The sequence below is a fragment of the Pseudomonas lalucatii genome, assembly GCF_018398425.1.
GTDB classification, from domain to species: Bacteria; Pseudomonadota; Gammaproteobacteria; order Pseudomonadales; family Pseudomonadaceae; genus Aquipseudomonas; species Aquipseudomonas lalucatii.
This window is the reverse complement of record NZ_JADPMV010000002.1, coordinates 1126055-1141502: the sequence shown is the minus strand read 5'-3', so window position 1 is coordinate 1141502 and position 15448 is coordinate 1126055. Positions and strand designations below refer to the sequence as shown.

The following is a 15448-nucleotide window of genomic DNA, read 5'->3' as shown; positions in this document are numbered from 1 at the left end:
GGGCAATCGGCTGGGCGGTTGAAAGAGGGGGCGGATTCTACCCTATAGCGGCCGGGGCGGGGGTGAGCGGCGGTCATGGGCGGCGCGAGCGGGATTCATCCAGGCGCTGCTAGCCCAGCATGAACAGCGCGGCGCCGCCGAACTGGGCGGCGAATTGCGCGGCGGGCATGGGCCGGCCGAGCAGGTAGCCCTGTACCTCGTCGCATTCGTGCTCGCGCAGGAAGTCCAGTTGCGCCTGGCTCTCCACGCCCTCGGCGATCACCGCCAGGTTCAGGCTGTGGGCCATGGCGATGATGGCGCGGGCGATCTGCGCGTCCTGCTCGCCGTCGGGCAGGCCGTCGACGAAGCTGCGGTCGATCTTCAGCACGTCGATGGGGAACTGCTTGAGGTAGTTCAGCGAGCTGTAGCCGGTGCCGAAGTCGTCGATCGCCAGGCACAGGCCCAGGCGCTTGAGGTCGGCCAGGGTGCCCAGGGCGCCGGTCACGTCCTGCATCAGGATGCTCTCGGTCAGCTCCAGTTCCAGGCAGGCCGGGGCCACGCCGCTGTCCTCGAGGATCGCGGCGATGCGCCGGCCCAGGTCGCCATCGGCGAACTGCCGCGCCGACAGGTTGATCGACACCTTGGGCACGCGGATCTTCGCCAAGTGCCAGCTCCTGAGCTGGCGGCAGGCCTCGGCCAGCACCCAGTCGCCGACCTGCACCACCAGGCCGAGCTCTTCGAGCACCGGGATGAAGTCGTCCGGCGGCACCAGGCCGCGGCGCGGGTGCTGCCAGCGCAGCAGCGCCTCGACGCCGGTCAGGCGCTGGCCGTTGCCGGCGAACTGCGGCTGGTAGTGCAGCACGAACTCGCCCTGCTCCAGGGCGTGGCGCAGGTCGCTCTCCAGCTCCAGGCGCTCCAGGGCGCTGGCGTTCATGTCGGCCTGGTAGAACTGGAAGTTGTTCTTGCCGCGCTCCTTGGCGTGGTACATGGCGGTGTCGGCGTTCTTCATCAGCTGGCTCAGCTCGTTGCCGTCCTGGGGGCTCAGGGCGATGCCGATGCTGGCGGTGACGAAGAATTCGCGGCCCTCGAGGAGGAAGGGTCGCGCTAGGCTGGCGAGGATCTGCTCGGCCACGTGGACCGCCCGGTTCAGCGCGACGTCCCGGCTGGCGGACGACTGCAGCAGCAGGGTGAACTCGTCGCCGCCCATGCGCGCCACGGTGTCGTCGCCGTCGACGCAGGCGGCCAGGCGCACGGCCACGTCCTTGAGCATGCGGTCGCCGGCGGCATGGCCGAGGGAGTCGTTGATCGGCTTGAAGCGGTCGAGGTCGAGGAACATCAGCGCGACCCACTCCTGGTGCCGTTCGCCATGCTGCAGGGCGGTGTGCAGGCGGTCCTGGAACAGGGTGCGGTTGGGCAGCTGGGTCAGGGCGTCGTAGTAGGCCAGGCGGTGGATGCGCTGCTCGCTGGCCTTGCGCTCGCTGATGTCGCTGAAGAAGCACACGTAGCTGACCAGGTCGCCGTCCTCGTCCTGCACCGCGGTGATGCCGACCCAGGCCGGGTAGGTCTCGCCGTTGCGCCGCTTGAGCCAGACCTCGCCCTCCCAGCTGCCGCGCTGGTTGAGCTGGCCGAGAATGTACTGCAGGTGGCTGGCCTGTTGGCGGTCGGCGGTGAGCATGCTCGGCAGCTGGTCGAGCACCTGGGCCGAGCTGTAGCCGCTGACCCGGCTGAAGGCCTTGTTGACCTGGACGATGTAGCCGGCCGGGTCGGTGACCAGGATCGCCGCGGTGGAGTGCTCGAACACCGTGGCGGCCATGCGCATGTCCTTCTCCGCCCGGCGTTGCTGGGCGACGTCGCGGCCGACCCCGAGCAGGCCCTCGAAGCCCCCGTACTCGTCCCACATCGGCACCAGGCGCACCTCCACCGGCACCTTGCGGCCGTCGGCGCGCAGGCAGTCGAAGACGAAGAGCTGCGGCTGCAGCTGCTGGCGCAGCTCGGCCAGGTGCCGCGGCGTGGCGAGGGCCCCGCGAATCCGTTCGAGCAACTGGTCCAGGCCCACCAACTGTGCCGGGTTGGTGGTCAGGCCGCGGAAGCCGTTGGCCAGCACCCAGTCGCTGCTGTAGCCCAGGGCCGCCTGCACCGAGGGGCTGACGTAGTTCAGGTGCAGGCCGGCGTCGGTGGAGAAGATCATGTCGCTGATGCTCTCGGCCAGCAGGCGGTAGCGCTGTTCGCTGTCGCGCAGCGACTCGCTGCTCTCGATCTGTTCGGTGATGTCCTTGGCGATGCCGAGCAGGCGGCTGACCCGGCCGCTGTCGTCGCGGCGCAGCGCCTGCTCGCGGATGCTGAACCAGCGCCAGGCACCGTCCCGGCGTTGCCAGCGCAGCTGTGACTCGAGCAGCACGCCGTCGCCCACCACCTGCTGCAGGTTGCGGATACGCCAGTAATAGTCGTGGTCGTCCGGGTGCAGGATCTGCTCCCAGAAGGCCTCGCCCATGTCGCTCAGCTCGGCCTGGCTGTAGCCCAGCTGCAGGCCCAGGTGGTGGTTGCTGAACAGCACCTGGCGGTTCTTCACGTCATGCACGTAGAGGGTGTCCGGCACGGCGCGCACCACGTCGGACCAGAAGCGTTCGCGCTCGACCAGCGACAGTTCGATGCGCTTGCGGCTGGTGATGTCGCTGAGGCTCAGGGTCACCGCGTGCAGGTCTTCGGCGGCCTCGGGCAGGCGCAGGACCAGCCAGAAGTGGCGCTCGTGGCCCTGGGGCGTGGTGATCCGGCACTCCAGCTCCAGCTGCGCGGCGCCTTCGAGCAGGGCGTAGAGCAGCTGTTGGCGGAAGCCGTCCGGGCGCAGCGGGCCACTGTCGATCAGGTGCTGCCAGCCTTGCGTGGTGTTGGCGACGCCGAGCAGGCGCAGTGCCACCTGGTTGGTCTCGGTCAGGCGCATGCGTTGCAGCAGTTCGCCGTGGCGCTGCGGGTGCGCCTGCAGCCAGTGCACCAGGCTGGCCCGATCATGCAGCTGCAGCTGGCGCAGATAGGCGCGCAGTTCGTACAGGTCGAGCACGCACAGCGCCGTGCCGGTGCCCTCGAAGATGTCCTGGTAGCGCCGCCGGGTTTCCCTCAGCACGCGGGTGGCCTGCTGCTCCTCGGTGACATCGCGCAGTACCCAGACGAAACCCAGGCGCCTGCCGTCTTCGCCGAGATCGCTGCGGCTGACGGCGAACAAGCGCTTGGCGGTTCCCTGCTGGATCTCCACCAGGTCCGGTCCCTGCTCGCTGTGAAAGGCGGTGTCGTGCAGCAACAGGGGGTCGAGGCGCGGCATCAGGTCCAGCAGGTGGCGGCCCTGGGTGTCCTGGCTGGCCACGCCGAACAGCGTCTCGGCCTGGGGGTTGAGGTAGGCGAGGCGGCCCTGGCCGTCGCTGACCAGGACCCGCTCCTCGATGGCGCTCAGGGCGCTGGCGGCCTGGTGCAGCGAGCGCCGCGAGGCGGCGTTGAGCTCGTGCAGGCGGCGCTGTTCGCGCAGCAGGCGGTACAGGGCGACCAGGGTGAGCAGGGAGCAGAAGCTGAACAGGGCGAACTTGGCGGCCAGTCTCGGCAGCAGCTGCGCGCGCACCTTGCGCTCGTTGAACAGCGCCCGTAGCTGCCAATCGCTGCCCCCGAGAGGGGTCAGCAGGATGGTCTGCGCCAGGTCCTCGGCGGTCACCGGCGGGAAGCTGCTGGTCAGGGGCGTCGGCTGGGCCCGGTGGCGGCTGATCACCCGTTGCTCCAGGCGGTCTTCGAGTAGCCACTGGTGGTCGCTCTGGTGATGTTCGTCGAGCCACTCGCGCAGGGTCGCGCTGGTCATGCGCAGGGCCCAGTAGCCGTCCGGCCCGCTGCCCTCGTCCTGGCGCAGGAGCAGGTAGATGCGGTCGCCGCCGTCGGGGCTGAAGGCGTAATGGTAGGGCGCGCCCTGGCTGCGCTGGGCCAGGCGGCCGAGGAACAGGGCATCGTCGGCCCGGTCCAGGCTGTCGCTGCGGATGCCCCCGCGGGGGCCGAGCCAGGCCAGGCTTTGCAGTGTGGGGAAGACCGAGCGCAGGTTATTCAGGGCGGACGCGCGCCGCTTGGCGGAAAGCGGCGCGCGGGTGAAGGGGGCGAGGATGGCCAGGCCGGCACGGGCCTTCAGCTCCATGCTCAGGCCGAGGTGCTTGGCCAGTTGCGCGTTGAACGCGTGGTTGAGCTGGCGCTGGTTGTCCTGCAGCTGCCGCGACTCCAGGTACAGCTGCCACAGCAGCAGCGCCAGCATGCCCAGTACCAGGGCCACCAGGGCACCCTTGACCGAGCCGCGCAGCGGGGCCGGGGGCGATTCGCCCGGTGCGCTCGGGAGGGGCAGAGGTGGGGCTGTCGACACGGGGTTGATCCTGCGGCTACGGCTCGATGGAGGCAGGCGGGGCTGGGCGCACGCGGCCTGGTACGCACGAAAGCTCGCTAGCATGCCACAACCTCGGCAAAGTGCCAGCGTGGGCGACGAGCGCGGTTTGCCCTGCAAGGCGCATTCCGGTAGTTTTGCCGCACGCGCGCAGGCCTTTGCCGGCGCAGCATGCGCATGGCCGCAGGGCTGCCGGGCGCCTCCGGCGGCCGTGCCCGGCCCGGCCCGATCGGCAGGCGGACTCGCCGCCGAGCGCTCCCCCAGTTTCCTGTCACAGAACCCAGGTTATCCATGGCTCAATACGTCTACACCATGCATCGGCTGAGCAAAGTTGTGCCGCCGAAGCGGGAAATCCTCAAGAACATATCCCTGTCGTTCTTCCCCGGCGCCAAGATCGGCGTGCTGGGCCTCAACGGCGCGGGCAAGTCCACCCTGCTGCGCATCATGGCCGGGGTCGACACCGAGTTCGACGGCGAGGCACGGCCGATGCCCGAGCTCAACGTCGGTTACCTGCCCCAGGAGCCGCAGCTCGACCCGAGCAAGACCGTACGCGAAGTGGTGGAAGAGGCCGTCAGCGTGATCAAGGACGCCCAGGCGCGCCTGGATCAGGTCTACGCCGCCTACGCCGAGCCGGACGCCGATTTCGACGCCCTGGCCGCCGAGCAGGGCAAGCTGGAGGCCATCCTCCAGGCTGCCGACGGCCACAACCTCGAGCGCCAGCTGGAAGTCGCCGCCGACGCCCTGCGCCTGCCGGCCTGGGAGGCCAAGGTCGCCCACCTGTCCGGTGGCGAGAAGCGCCGCGTGGCGCTGTGCCGCCTGCTGCTGTCGGCCCCGGACATGCTGCTGCTGGACGAACCGACCAACCACCTGGACGCCGATTCCGTGGCCTGGCTGGAGCACTTCCTGCACGACTTCCCCGGCACCGTGGTGGCCATCACCCACGACCGCTACTTCCTCGACAACGTCGCCGGCTGGATCCTCGAGCTCGACCGCGGCGCCGGCATTCCCTACGAGGGCAACTATTCCGGCTGGCTGGAGGCCAAGTCCGCTCGTCTGGCCCAGGAGTCCAAGCAGCAGTCGGCCCACGAAAAGGCCATGCGCGAGGAGCTGGAGTGGGTGCGCAAGGGCGCCAAGGCCCGCCAGGCCAAGTCCAAGGCGCGCCTGCAGCGCTTCGAGGAGATGCAGTCGCAGGAGTTCCAGAAGCGCAGCGAGACCAACGAGATCTACATCCCGGCCGGCCCGCGCCTGGGCGACAAGGTCATCGACTTCGTCAACGTGAGCAAGGGCTACGGCGACCGCGTGCTGATCGACGACCTGTCCTTCAGCATGCCCAAGGGCGCCATAGTCGGGGTGATCGGCGGCAACGGCGCCGGCAAGTCGACCCTGTTCCGCATGCTGATGGGCAAGGAGCAGCCGGATTCGGGCCGCATCGAGATCGGCGACACCGTGCAGCTGGCCTGCGTGGACCAGAGCCGCGACGACCTGGACGGCAGCAAGACCGTGTGGGAAGCGGTATCCGGCGGCTCGGACATGATCAAGATCGGCAGCTACGAGGTGCCTTCGCGCACCTACGTCGGCCGCTTCAACTTCAAGGGCGGCGACCAGCAGAAGTTCGTCAAGGACCTCTCCGGCGGTGAGCGCGGGCGCCTGCACCTGGCCCTGACCCTGAAGGAAGGCGCCAACGTGCTGCTGCTGGACGAACCGTCCAACGACCTCGACGTGGAAACCCTGCGTTCGCTGGAGGAGGCACTGCTCGACTTCCCCGGCGCGGCCATCGTCATCTCCCACGACCGCTGGTTCCTCGACCGCGTGGCCACCCACATCCTGGCCTACGAGGACGACTCGCACATCGAGTTCTTCGAGGGCAACTACACCGAGTACGAGGCCGATCGCAAGAAGCGCCTCGGCGAGGCCGCCGCCCAGCCGCACCGGGTCCGGCACAAGAAGCTGGCGTAAGCCGGATCTTCTGCACAGAAAACGGAGCCCCAGGGCTCCGTTTTTTATCGCCTCGACATCGCCTCGGTCCTGCCTCAGCCCTTGACGCAGACCACCTGGCGCAGGGTATGCACCACTTCCACCAGCTCGCGCTGGGCCGCCATCACCGCGTCTATGTCCTTGTAGGCCATGGGAATCTCGTCGATCACCGCCTTGTCCTTGCGGCACTCGACATGGGCGGTGGCACGGATCTGGTCCGCCACGCCGTAGCGCCTCTTCGCCTGGGTGCGGCTCATGCTGCGGCCGGCGCCGTGGCTGCAGGAGCAGAACGCCTCGGGGTTGCCCAGGCCGCGGACGATGAAGCTCCTGGCGCCCATGGAACCGGGGATGATGCCCAGCTGGCCCCGCTGCGCCGACAGCGCGCCCTTGCGGGTCACCAGCACCTCCTGGCCGAAGTGGCGCTCCTTCTGCACATAATTGTGGTGGCAGTCGACCGCTTCCAGGCTGGCCTCGAACGGTCGGCCAAGCGCCCGCCGCGCCGCGCCGATGACCGCCTGCATCATCAGTGCGCGGTTCTGCCGGGCATAGTCCTGGGCCCAGCCCACGGCCTCGACATAATCGGCGAAATGCCGGCTGCCTTCGGCGAAGTAGGCGAGGTCCTTGTTCGGCAGGTTGGTCAGGTGCTGGCGCATGTCGGCCTGGGCCAGTTCGATGAACAGCGTGCCGATGGCGTTGCCGACCCCGCGCGAGCCGCTGTGCAGCATGAACCAGACGCGCTCGGCTTCGTCCAGGCAGACCTCGATGAAGTGGTTGCCACCGCCCAGGGTGCCGAGGTGCTGGCGGTTGTTGGTCTTCTGCAGCCGCGGGTACTTGTCGGTGATGGCCGCGAAGCGCCCGGCGAGGGCGCGCCAGGCCTGGTCGGCGGCGCGCGGCACCTCGTCCCAGGCGCCCTGGTCGTGCTTGCCGAAGCTCTTGCCGTGGGGCACCGCCTGCTCGATGGCGCGGCGCAGGCCGTGCAGGTTGTCCGGCAGCTCGCCGGCCACGAGCGAGGTGCGCACGGCGATCATGCCGCAGCCGATGTCGACGCCGACGGCGGCCGGGATGATGGCGCCGAGGGTGGGAATCACGCTGCCGATGGTCGAGCCCTTGCCCAGGTGCACGTCGGGCATCACCGCCAGGTGCCTGAAGATGAACGGCATCTGCGCGGTCTGCAGCAGCTGCTGGCGTGCCTCCGGCTCCACCGGCACGCCCTGGGTCCAGAGCTTGATCGGCTTGCCATGGGCCTGCTGGAGGACTTCGGCGGTGGGCTGTTTCATCGGTGTCCGGAACCCTGGTGGCGTCCACACCAGCCTACACCCTGGCGGCGCCCGGGGCAGCCGCTCGCCGCCAGGGGCGGGGACAAGTTTTGCCCGGCGGCGTGCAACCCTGGCGCCAGCGTCCACACTTATAGCAAGTGCAAGACGAGGAGTAGCTCCATGTCCGCCTTCGATCCCCGTGCGGCGCTCGATGCGCTGTTGGCCGAGTACAGCGCGCGGGCCAACGCCATCAGCCAGGACCTGGCCCGCAGTCACTCGCCGGACTTCGCCGAGCAGGCCCTGCAACGGCAGAACGACGAGGTGCTCGAGGCCCTGCTGGCCGAGGCCCGGGCCGGCATGCGCCAGGTCGGCCTGGCCAAGTTGCGCCTCGCCGAGGGCCGCTACGGCGAGTGCCTGCGCTGTGGCGAGACGATCGAGGCGGCGCGCCTGCAGGCGCTGCCTGCCGCGGAGTACTGCCTGCGCTGCGCTGACCGCCAGTAGGCGCCGGGGCGGCGCGGCATGCTCATGCCGGCGCCGCTTATGGCTTGTCGCCGCGGCCCGATACGGCCATGATTTCCCCCTGCGAGTGCCCCCTCTGTCCAAGGATTTCCGATGCCTGATTCCGTTGCTGCCCATCTGCGGCTAGCGCCCGATGCTCTAACCCGCCCGTTCTCCGCCACCCAGTTCAACTTCGCCACCACCGATGATCTGGAGCCCTTCCGGGGCGTGCTGGGCCAGGAGCGGGCGGTCGAGGCGCTGCAGTTCGGGGTGGCGATGCCGCGTCCGGGCTACAACGTGTTCGTCATGGGTGAGCCGGGCACCGGGCGGTTTTCCTTCGCCAAGCGCTACCTGAAGACCGAGGCCAAGCGCCTGGCCACGCCGTGCGACTGGGTCTACGTCAACCACTTCGACGAGCCGCGCGAGCCGCGGGCGCTGGAGCTGTCCGCCGGCAGCGCCGGCGAGTTCATCGCCGACATCAATCTGCTGATCGACAACCTGCTGGCGACCTTCCCGGCGGTGTTCGAGCACCCCTCCTACCAGCAGAAGAAGAGCGTCATCGATCGCGCCTTCAACAAGCGCTACGACCAGGCCCTGGACGTGATCGAACGCCTGGCCCTGGAGCGCGGCGTGGCCCTGTACCGCGACAGCAGCAATATCGCCTTCACCCCGATGCTGGAGGGCAAGGCCCTGGACGAGGCCGAGTTCGCCCAGCTGCCGGAGGCCGAGCGCGAGCGCTTCCACGCCGACATCGCCACCCTCGAGGAGCGCCTCAACGAGGAGCTGGCCAGCCTGCCGCAGTGGAAGCGCGAGTCGAGCAACCAGCTGCGCCAGCTCAACGAGGAAACCATCACCGTGGCCCTGCAGCCGCTGCTGTCGCCGCTGTCGGCGAAGTACGGGGAAAACGCCGGGGTCTGCGCCTACCTGCAGGCGGTGCAGGTCAACCTGCTGAAGACCGTGGTGGATCAGCTGGTCGAGGTGGAAAAGGCCGACGTGCAGACCCGCAAGCTGCTCGAGGAGCAGTACTGCCCGAGCCTGGTGGTGGGCCATCACACCGACGGCGGCGCGCCGGTGGTGTTCGAATCGCACCCGACCTACGACAACCTGTTCGGCCGCATCGAGTACAACACCGACCAGGGCGCGCTCTACACCAGCTACCGCCAGCTGCGCCCGGGCGCCCTGCACCGGGCCAACGGCGGCTTCCTGATCCTCGAGGCGGAGAAGATGCTCGGCGAGCCGTTCGTCTGGGATGCCCTCAAGCGTGCCCTGCACTCGCGCCAGCTGAAGATGGAGTCGCCGCTGGGCGACCTCGGCCGCATCGCCACCGTGACCCTCAATCCGCAGGTCATCCCGCTGCAGGTCAAGGTGGTGATCATCGGCGCCCGCCAGCTGTACTACGCGCTGCAGGACCACGATCCGGACTTCCAGGAGATGTTCCGCGTGCTGGTCGACTTCGACGAGGACATTCCCCTGGGCGACGAGAGCCTGGAACAGTTCGCCCAGCTGATGAAGACCCGCACCTCGGAGGAGGGCATGGCGCCGCTGACGGCCGCGGCGGTGGCGCGCCTGGCGACCTACAGCGCACGCCTGGCCGAACACCAGGGCCGGCTGTCGGCGCGCATCGGCGACCTGTTCCAGCTGGTCAGCGAGGCCGACTTCATCCGCCAGCTGGCCAGCGAGCCGGTGACCGACGTCGGCCACATCGAGCGTGCGCTCAAGGCCAAGGCTACCCGTACCGGGCGGGTCTCGGCGCGGATCATCGACGACATGCTGGCCGGCATCATCCTGATCGACACCAGCGGCGCCGCGGTCGGCAAGTGCAACGGTCTGACCGTGCTGGAGGTCGGCGACTCGGCCTTCGGCGTGCCGGCGCGCATCTCCGCCACCGTCTACCCGGGCGGCAGCGGCATCGTCGACATCGAGCGCGAGGTCAACCTGGGCCAGCCGATCCACTCCAAGGGGGTGATGATCCTCACCGGCTACCTGGGCAGCCGCTACGCCCAGGAGTTCCCCCTGGAAATCTCCGCGAGCATCGCCCTGGAGCAGTCCTACGGCTACGTCGACGGCGACAGCGCCTCCCTCGGCGAGGTCTGCACGCTGATCTCGGCGCTGTCGCGCACGCCGCTCAAGCAGTGCTTCGCCATCACCGGCTCGATCAACCAGTTCGGCGAGGTGCAGGCGGTCGGCGGGGTCAACGAGAAGATCGAGGGCTTCTTCCGCCTGTGCGAGGCCCGCGGCCTGACTGGCGAGCAGGGCGCGATCATCCCGCACTCCAACGTCACCACCCTGATGCTCGACGAGCGGGTGCTGCAGGCGGTGAAGGCGGGCAAGTTCCACATCTATGCCGTGCGCCAGGTCGACGAGGCGTTGAGCCTGCTGGTCGGCGAGGACGCCGGTGCGCCGGACGCCGAGGGGCGCTTCCCGGCCGGCAGCGTCAACGCCCGGGTGGTGGAGCGCCTGCGCGAGATCGCCGAGATCGACCTGAGCGAAGACGACAAGCCCGAGGAGGCCAAGGAGGTCGTCGCCGCACCGGTCAAGCAGAAGAAACCACGGGAGAAGACGCCGGCGGCCTGAGCGGCACCGGGAGGGCGTCGAGCGGGCGTGTGGTGACTGGTCGGTCAGTGAGCGCTGCGCCCCTGGTGCCGGAACGCCTGGGGCTGGACGGTTTGCCCACGTCTCCTGCACAGGGTTATCCACAGGCGGCGTGGATAACCCTCGGCTTCCCAGTGCGGGCCTTGCGGGTGTAGGCTGGAGGCCTGATCTAGCGAGGGTCGCCGCCATGCCGCGCAACCTCTGCCTCACTCGTCAGTGCCTGGGTCTGGTCACCCGCATCGAATGCGTGGTTCTGCCCCTGGCCGGTGAGAATGGACTCTGGACGCTGATCTGTGCCGCCGGAATCTCCGGCGAGCAACCTTCCGCCATCAAGGCGCAAGGCCCGTTCTACGGGCCTGTGGTGGCCGAAGGGGTACTCAGCGGAATCGCCGAAAGCCTGGCCGTACAGGGCTACGACGAATGCACCGAGATGCCTATCTGGCGCTTGCATATTCAAGCCGAACTTCGCCGGTTGAACGGCGAACGCTGCCGCCATCTGGGCAATTACCAGTTCCGCCCCGAAACCTGATCGGGTCGCTGGTCGGCTTTTGCGCTGCCGGACCCAGGGCCGGTGGTTGCTGCTGCGCGGCGATCGATCCTCCGGCTCTTCACAGCTTTATCCACAGATTGCGGGGATAACTCGCGGCCACCCGTTGATCTTGTCTGGCGGGGCGCGCTGGGTATACTCGGCCGCTGTTCTGCCTCTATCCGTTATCTGCGAGAACCCATGGAACGCTTTATCGAAAACGCGATGTACGCCTCGCGCTGGCTGCTGGCTCCCATCTACTTCGGCCTGTCCCTGGCCCTGCTGGCGCTGGCGCTGAAGTTCTTTCAGGAGGTCTTCCATATCCTGCCCAGCGTGTTCGCCATGGCCGAGGCAGACCTGATTCTGGTGCTGCTGTCGCTGATCGACATGGCCCTGGTCGGCGGCCTGCTGGTGATGGTGATGATTTCCGGCTACGAGAACTTCGTCTCGCAACTGGACATCGACGAAGGCAAGGAGAAGCTCAGCTGGCTGGGCAAGATGGACTCCGGCTCGCTGAAGATGAAGGTGGCGGCGTCCATCGTGGCGATCTCCTCGATCCACCTGCTCAAGGTGTTCATGAATGCGCAGAACATCGATAACACCAAGCTGATGTGGTACGTGATCATCCATATGGCCTTCGTGGTGTCGGCCTTCGCCATGGGTTACCTGGACAAACTGACCAAGCACGATCACTGAGCGCTGTCCGCGACAGCGGCCGCCGCCCGGGCCTTGCAAAACGGACGGGCGGCATCCTTTCCGCCTTGTGCTTCTAGGCCCTTGTGCAAAGACTGTACAGGTACCGATCCTGTGCGCACTGTCAGTGCGAGGTGGCGTTATGAATCTGCACGACCTTTCCGGACATGCCCGCGCCGGCCATGTCGAGGCCTTGAACCTGATCTCCCTCGAGGGGGGCAACTATTACCTGCTGGAGGCGCGGGTGAGCGGCCGACCCTTCACCCTGGACGACGGCCACGGTCATCTCCTGCACCTGCGTTCGGTGGAGCATGCCCGCGAGGTGCTGCAGCCGCTGCCGCAGCTGCCGCCTTTCCACCTGGTGCAGGCGCCGGTGCATGACGAGATGTGCGGCATGCCCGAGGAGCCGGGCATGCGCCCCGAGGGGGCGGGTAAGCACTGACTCGCGCCGGGGCGGCGGTGGGGCCGGGCGGGCTTCTGTGCTAGTCTGGCCGGCCTTTTTTAGCCCCAGCGGAGCAGTGCCATGTCCGAACTCAATCTCACTACTGACGAAACCCGCGTCAGCTACGGCATCGGTCGTCAGCTCGGCGGCCAGCTGCGCGACAACCCGCCGCCGGGCGTGAGCCTGGAGGCCATCCTGGCCGGCCTGAGCGACGCCTTCGCCGGCCAGCCGAGCCGTGTCAGCGAAGCCGACCTGACCGCCAGCTTCAAGGTCATCCGCGAGGTGATGCAGGCCGAGGCCCAAGCCAAGGCCGAGGCCGCCGCTGGCGCCGGCAAGGCCTTCCTCGCCGAGAACGCTGGGCGTGAGGGCGTCACCGTGCTGCCGTCCGGCCTGCAGTATGAAGTGCTGAGCAGCGGCGAAGGCGCGACGCCGACCCGTGAGGACACCATTCGTGCCCACTACCACGGTACCCTGATCGACGGCTCGGTGTTCGACAGCTCCTACGAGCGCGGCCAGCCGGCCGAGTTCCCGGTCGGTGGCGTGATCGCCGGCTGGACCGAGGCGCTGCAACTGATGAGCGCCGGCAGCAAATGGCGCCTGTATGTGCCGAGCGAGTTGGCCTACGGCGCCCAGGGCGTCGGCAGCATCCCGCCGCACAGCACGCTGATCTTCGACGTCGAGCTGCTGGACGTCCTCTAAGCGCTATCGTCGGGCGCCGGGCTCCGCTCCGCGCCTCGCTCGGCCACTTCGCCGGCCCGCCGGCGCAGTGGCCCGGCAGCCGGCGTCAAGGGCGCAACGCCCGCGCATAGCAGAACAGGAACAGGCTGCGTACCAGTTCCTTGAGCACCACGGGCTCGGTGCAACTGAGTTCCTGCAGGTCCAGGTCGCCCTGCTCGCGCAACTCGCCCAGCGCCTCTTCCTCCAGAACCGCACAGACCTCGCCGGTGTCCCGGTGCAGGATGCGCAGATAGGGCTGGGGCCTATCCAGCCAGGCATCGATCAGGTAGGTCATGGCTCATCTCCCTCTTGAGTGGTTTGATGAGAATAATTCCTATTTCTGTTGTGGCAAGCCTTTATTCGTACTTTTCGTCGCGACATAAAAAAGCCCGTCACGGGGACGGGCTCTTGTGTTCGCGGCGGCGTCAGTGCGTGCGGGCAACGGCGAAGCGGCTCAGCTCCACCAGGGCGTCGCGGTAGTCGCTGGGGGGCAGGGCGTCCAGGCAGGCGATGGCGCGTTCGGCGAAGTCGCGGGCCTTCTGCGCCGTGTAGTCGAGGGCGCCGGCGGCTTCCACGGCGTTGCGGATGCTTTCCAGGTTCTCGATACCACCCTTCTGGATGGCCTGGCGCACCAGGGCAGCTTGTTCGGCCGTGCCTTCGCGCATGGTATAGATGAGTGGCAGGGTCGGCTTGCCCTCGGCCAGGTCGTCGCCGACATTCTTGCCCAGGGTGGTCGCATCGCCGCGATAGTCGAGCAGGTCGTCGACCAGCTGGAAGGCCACGCCGAGGTGGTCGCCAAAGGTGCGCAGGGCTTCGCTCTGTTGTTCCGAGGCGCCGGCCAGGGCCGCGGCGCTGTGGGTCGATGCCTCGAACAGCATGGCGGTCTTGCCGCGGATGACCTCCATATAGGTGTCTTCCGTGGTGCTGGCGTCGCGGATCTTCGACAGCTGCAGTACTTCGCCCTCGGCGATAACCCGGGTGGCCTTGGAGAGGATCTTCATCACCGGCATGGAGCCGAGTTCGACCATCATCTCGAAGGAGCGCGAATAGAGGAAGTCGCCAACCAGCACGCTCGGGGCATTGCCCCACTGGGCGTTGGCGGTGCTGCGGCCGCGGCGCATGTCGGACATGTCGACCACGTCGTCGTGCAAGAGGGTGGCGGTGTGCAGGAACTCGATGGTGGCGGCGAGCAGGCGCAGCTGTTCGTCGTCGCGGCCCAGGGCCTTGCCGCAGAGCAGCACCAGCAACGGGCGCAGGCGCTTGCCGCCGGCCGAGATGATGTAGTCGCCGATTTTCTCCACCAGCGGCACGCGCGAGACGAGTTGTTGACGGATGATGCCGTCGACGGCGGTAAAGTCGTCCGCCACCACGCGGTAGAAAGCCTGGGGTTGCATCGGCGACAAGTGCTCCTCTAAGGTTGCGCGGCATGCTAGGGGCCGGGGTGGGGGCTGTCAAGGCAAGGGACCTGGGTGCTTGCGCGGCGCCCGCGGCTTGCGTACAATCGCGCACCCTGAACTTCCCCCTGGGCATTTCCCTGCCTTACGCAATTGCAAGGGCGTCCTTCCGGCCCCGAGCAGCCATGCCAGCCGATGACCATACCTATAAAGTGCTGGGTGAGCAGGATTAACGGAGATTTACCATGTACGCAGTGATTGTTACTGGTGGCAAGCAATACAAGGTCACCGAAGGCGAATTCCTCAAGATCGAGAAGCTCGAAGTCGCCACTGGCGAGGCCGTGACTTTCGATCGCGTGCTGCTGATCGGCAATGGCGAAGATGTCAAGATCGGCGCGCCGGTTGTAGACGGTGCCAAGGTTGTGGCCGAAGTCGTTGCGCAAGGCCGTCACGACAAGGTTCGCATCATCAAGTTCCGTCGTCGTAAGCACCACATGAAGCGTCAGGGCCACCGTCAGTGGTTCACTGAGATCAAAATCACCGGTATTCAGGCCTGATTCGTTTCGGCCTAATCCCTTAACAGGAGTATTGAACTCATGGCACACAAAAAAGCTGGCGGTAGTACCCGCAACGGTCGCGACTCAGAAGCCAAACGCCTTGGCGTGAAGATGTACGGCGGCCAGGCCATCAAGGCCGGCAACATCATCGTGCGTCAGCGCGGCACCCAGTTCCACGCCGGCTACGGCGTTGGCATGGGCAAGGATCACACCCTCTTCGCCAAGGTCGAAGGTGTGCTCAAGTTCGAAGTAAAGGGCGCGTTCAACCGCCGTTACGTGAGCGTCGTCGCGGCTTAATCGCGAGGCTGCTGGAAGAGCCCTGTCCTTGCGACGGGGCTTTTTTGTTTCTGTATCCTAGGGGTTCTTGCCCGATTACCCGGGTTGCCGCGCTTCGGGCGCGGGGTCATCCGGCAAGAGCCTGGTG

Annotated in this window: 13 protein-coding genes; 9 read left to right on the top strand and 4 right to left on the bottom strand. The window is 67.5% G+C overall.

The window, feature by feature from the left end; all coding sequences use genetic code 11:
- Positions 1-109 precede the first annotated feature (109 nt).
- Positions 110-4357, bottom strand: coding sequence for a sensor domain-containing protein (locus I0D00_RS18750; RefSeq protein ID WP_420850823.1), 4248 nt, complete (start codon positions 4355-4357; stop codon positions 110-112).
- A 309-nt stretch (positions 4358-4666) separates the two neighbouring features.
- Here I0D00_RS18750 and ettA point away from each other — a divergent pair, with 309 nt between their 5' ends.
- Positions 4667-6331: an energy-dependent translational throttle protein EttA gene (gene ettA / locus I0D00_RS18745; protein WP_213641321.1), complete on the top strand. Its 1665-nt coding sequence runs from the start codon at positions 4667-4669 to the stop codon at positions 6329-6331.
- A 74-nt stretch (positions 6332-6405) separates the two neighbouring features.
- Here ettA and I0D00_RS18740 read toward each other — a convergent pair whose 3' ends face one another.
- Complete coding sequence (locus I0D00_RS18740) at positions 6406-7626, bottom strand: RtcB family protein (RefSeq protein ID WP_213641320.1); 1221 nt, start codon at positions 7624-7626, stop codon at positions 6406-6408.
- 159 nt (positions 7627-7785) lie between these two features.
- On the opposite strand from I0D00_RS18740, the gene I0D00_RS18735 reads away from it, so the two are divergent.
- The 6 genes from I0D00_RS18735 to I0D00_RS18710 all read left to right on the top strand — a co-directional run bounded on the left by I0D00_RS18735 (position 7786) and on the right by I0D00_RS18710 (position 13055).
- Entirely contained in the window at positions 7786-8106 is a 321-nt protein-coding gene (locus tag I0D00_RS18735) for a TraR/DksA family transcriptional regulator (RefSeq protein ID WP_213641319.1), read from the top strand.
- Between the two features lie 111 nt (positions 8107-8217).
- A complete protein-coding gene (locus I0D00_RS18730; protein WP_213641318.1) occupies positions 8218-10677 on the top strand; it encodes a Lon protease family protein in 2460 nt (819 codons plus the stop codon).
- A gap of 205 nt (positions 10678-10882) precedes the next feature.
- Positions 10883-11224, top strand: a complete 342-nt coding sequence (locus tag I0D00_RS18725; protein ID WP_213641317.1) for a PA4575 family protein — start codon at positions 10883-10885, stop codon at positions 11222-11224.
- Between the two features lie 198 nt (positions 11225-11422).
- Positions 11423-11917 carry a TIGR00645 family protein gene (locus I0D00_RS18720; RefSeq protein ID WP_213641316.1) on the top strand — a complete coding sequence of 165 codons (495 nt, stop codon included), beginning with the start codon at positions 11423-11425 and terminating at the stop codon, positions 11915-11917.
- A gap of 139 nt (positions 11918-12056) precedes the next feature.
- Positions 12057-12356 carry a DUF6482 family protein gene (locus I0D00_RS18715; RefSeq protein ID WP_213641315.1) on the top strand — a complete coding sequence of 100 codons (300 nt, stop codon included), beginning with the start codon at positions 12057-12059 and terminating at the stop codon, positions 12354-12356.
- Between the two features lie 81 nt (positions 12357-12437).
- The gene (locus I0D00_RS18710; RefSeq protein ID WP_213641314.1) at positions 12438-13055 is read left to right on the top strand and encodes a BamJ family beta-barrel-assembly machinery protein; all 618 of its coding nucleotides are present in this window, start codon (positions 12438-12440) and stop codon (positions 13053-13055) included.
- 85 nt (positions 13056-13140) lie between these two features.
- On the opposite strand, the gene I0D00_RS18705 is transcribed toward I0D00_RS18710, so the two are convergent.
- Both I0D00_RS18705 and I0D00_RS18700 read right to left on the bottom strand, forming a co-directional pair.
- Positions 13141-13368, bottom strand: a complete 228-nt coding sequence (locus I0D00_RS18705; RefSeq protein WP_213641313.1) for a PA4570 family protein — start codon at positions 13366-13368, stop codon at positions 13141-13143.
- Positions 13369-13498: 130 nt separating this feature from the next.
- Positions 13499-14467 (bottom strand): polyprenyl synthetase family protein, encoded by a 969-nt coding sequence (locus tag I0D00_RS18700; RefSeq protein ID WP_213641312.1) that lies wholly within the window; start codon positions 14465-14467, stop codon positions 13499-13501.
- 245 nt (positions 14468-14712) lie between these two features.
- Here I0D00_RS18700 and rplU point away from each other — a divergent pair, with 245 nt between their 5' ends.
- On the top strand, positions 14713-15024 hold the full coding sequence (gene rplU, locus I0D00_RS18695; protein WP_213641311.1) for a 50S ribosomal protein L21: 312 nt from the start codon (positions 14713-14715) through the stop codon (positions 15022-15024).
- Between the two features lie 39 nt (positions 15025-15063).
- On the top strand, positions 15064-15321 hold the full coding sequence (rpmA, locus tag I0D00_RS18690) for a 50S ribosomal protein L27 (RefSeq protein WP_213641310.1): 258 nt from the start codon (positions 15064-15066) through the stop codon (positions 15319-15321).
- Positions 15322-15448: the final 127 nt, after the last annotated feature.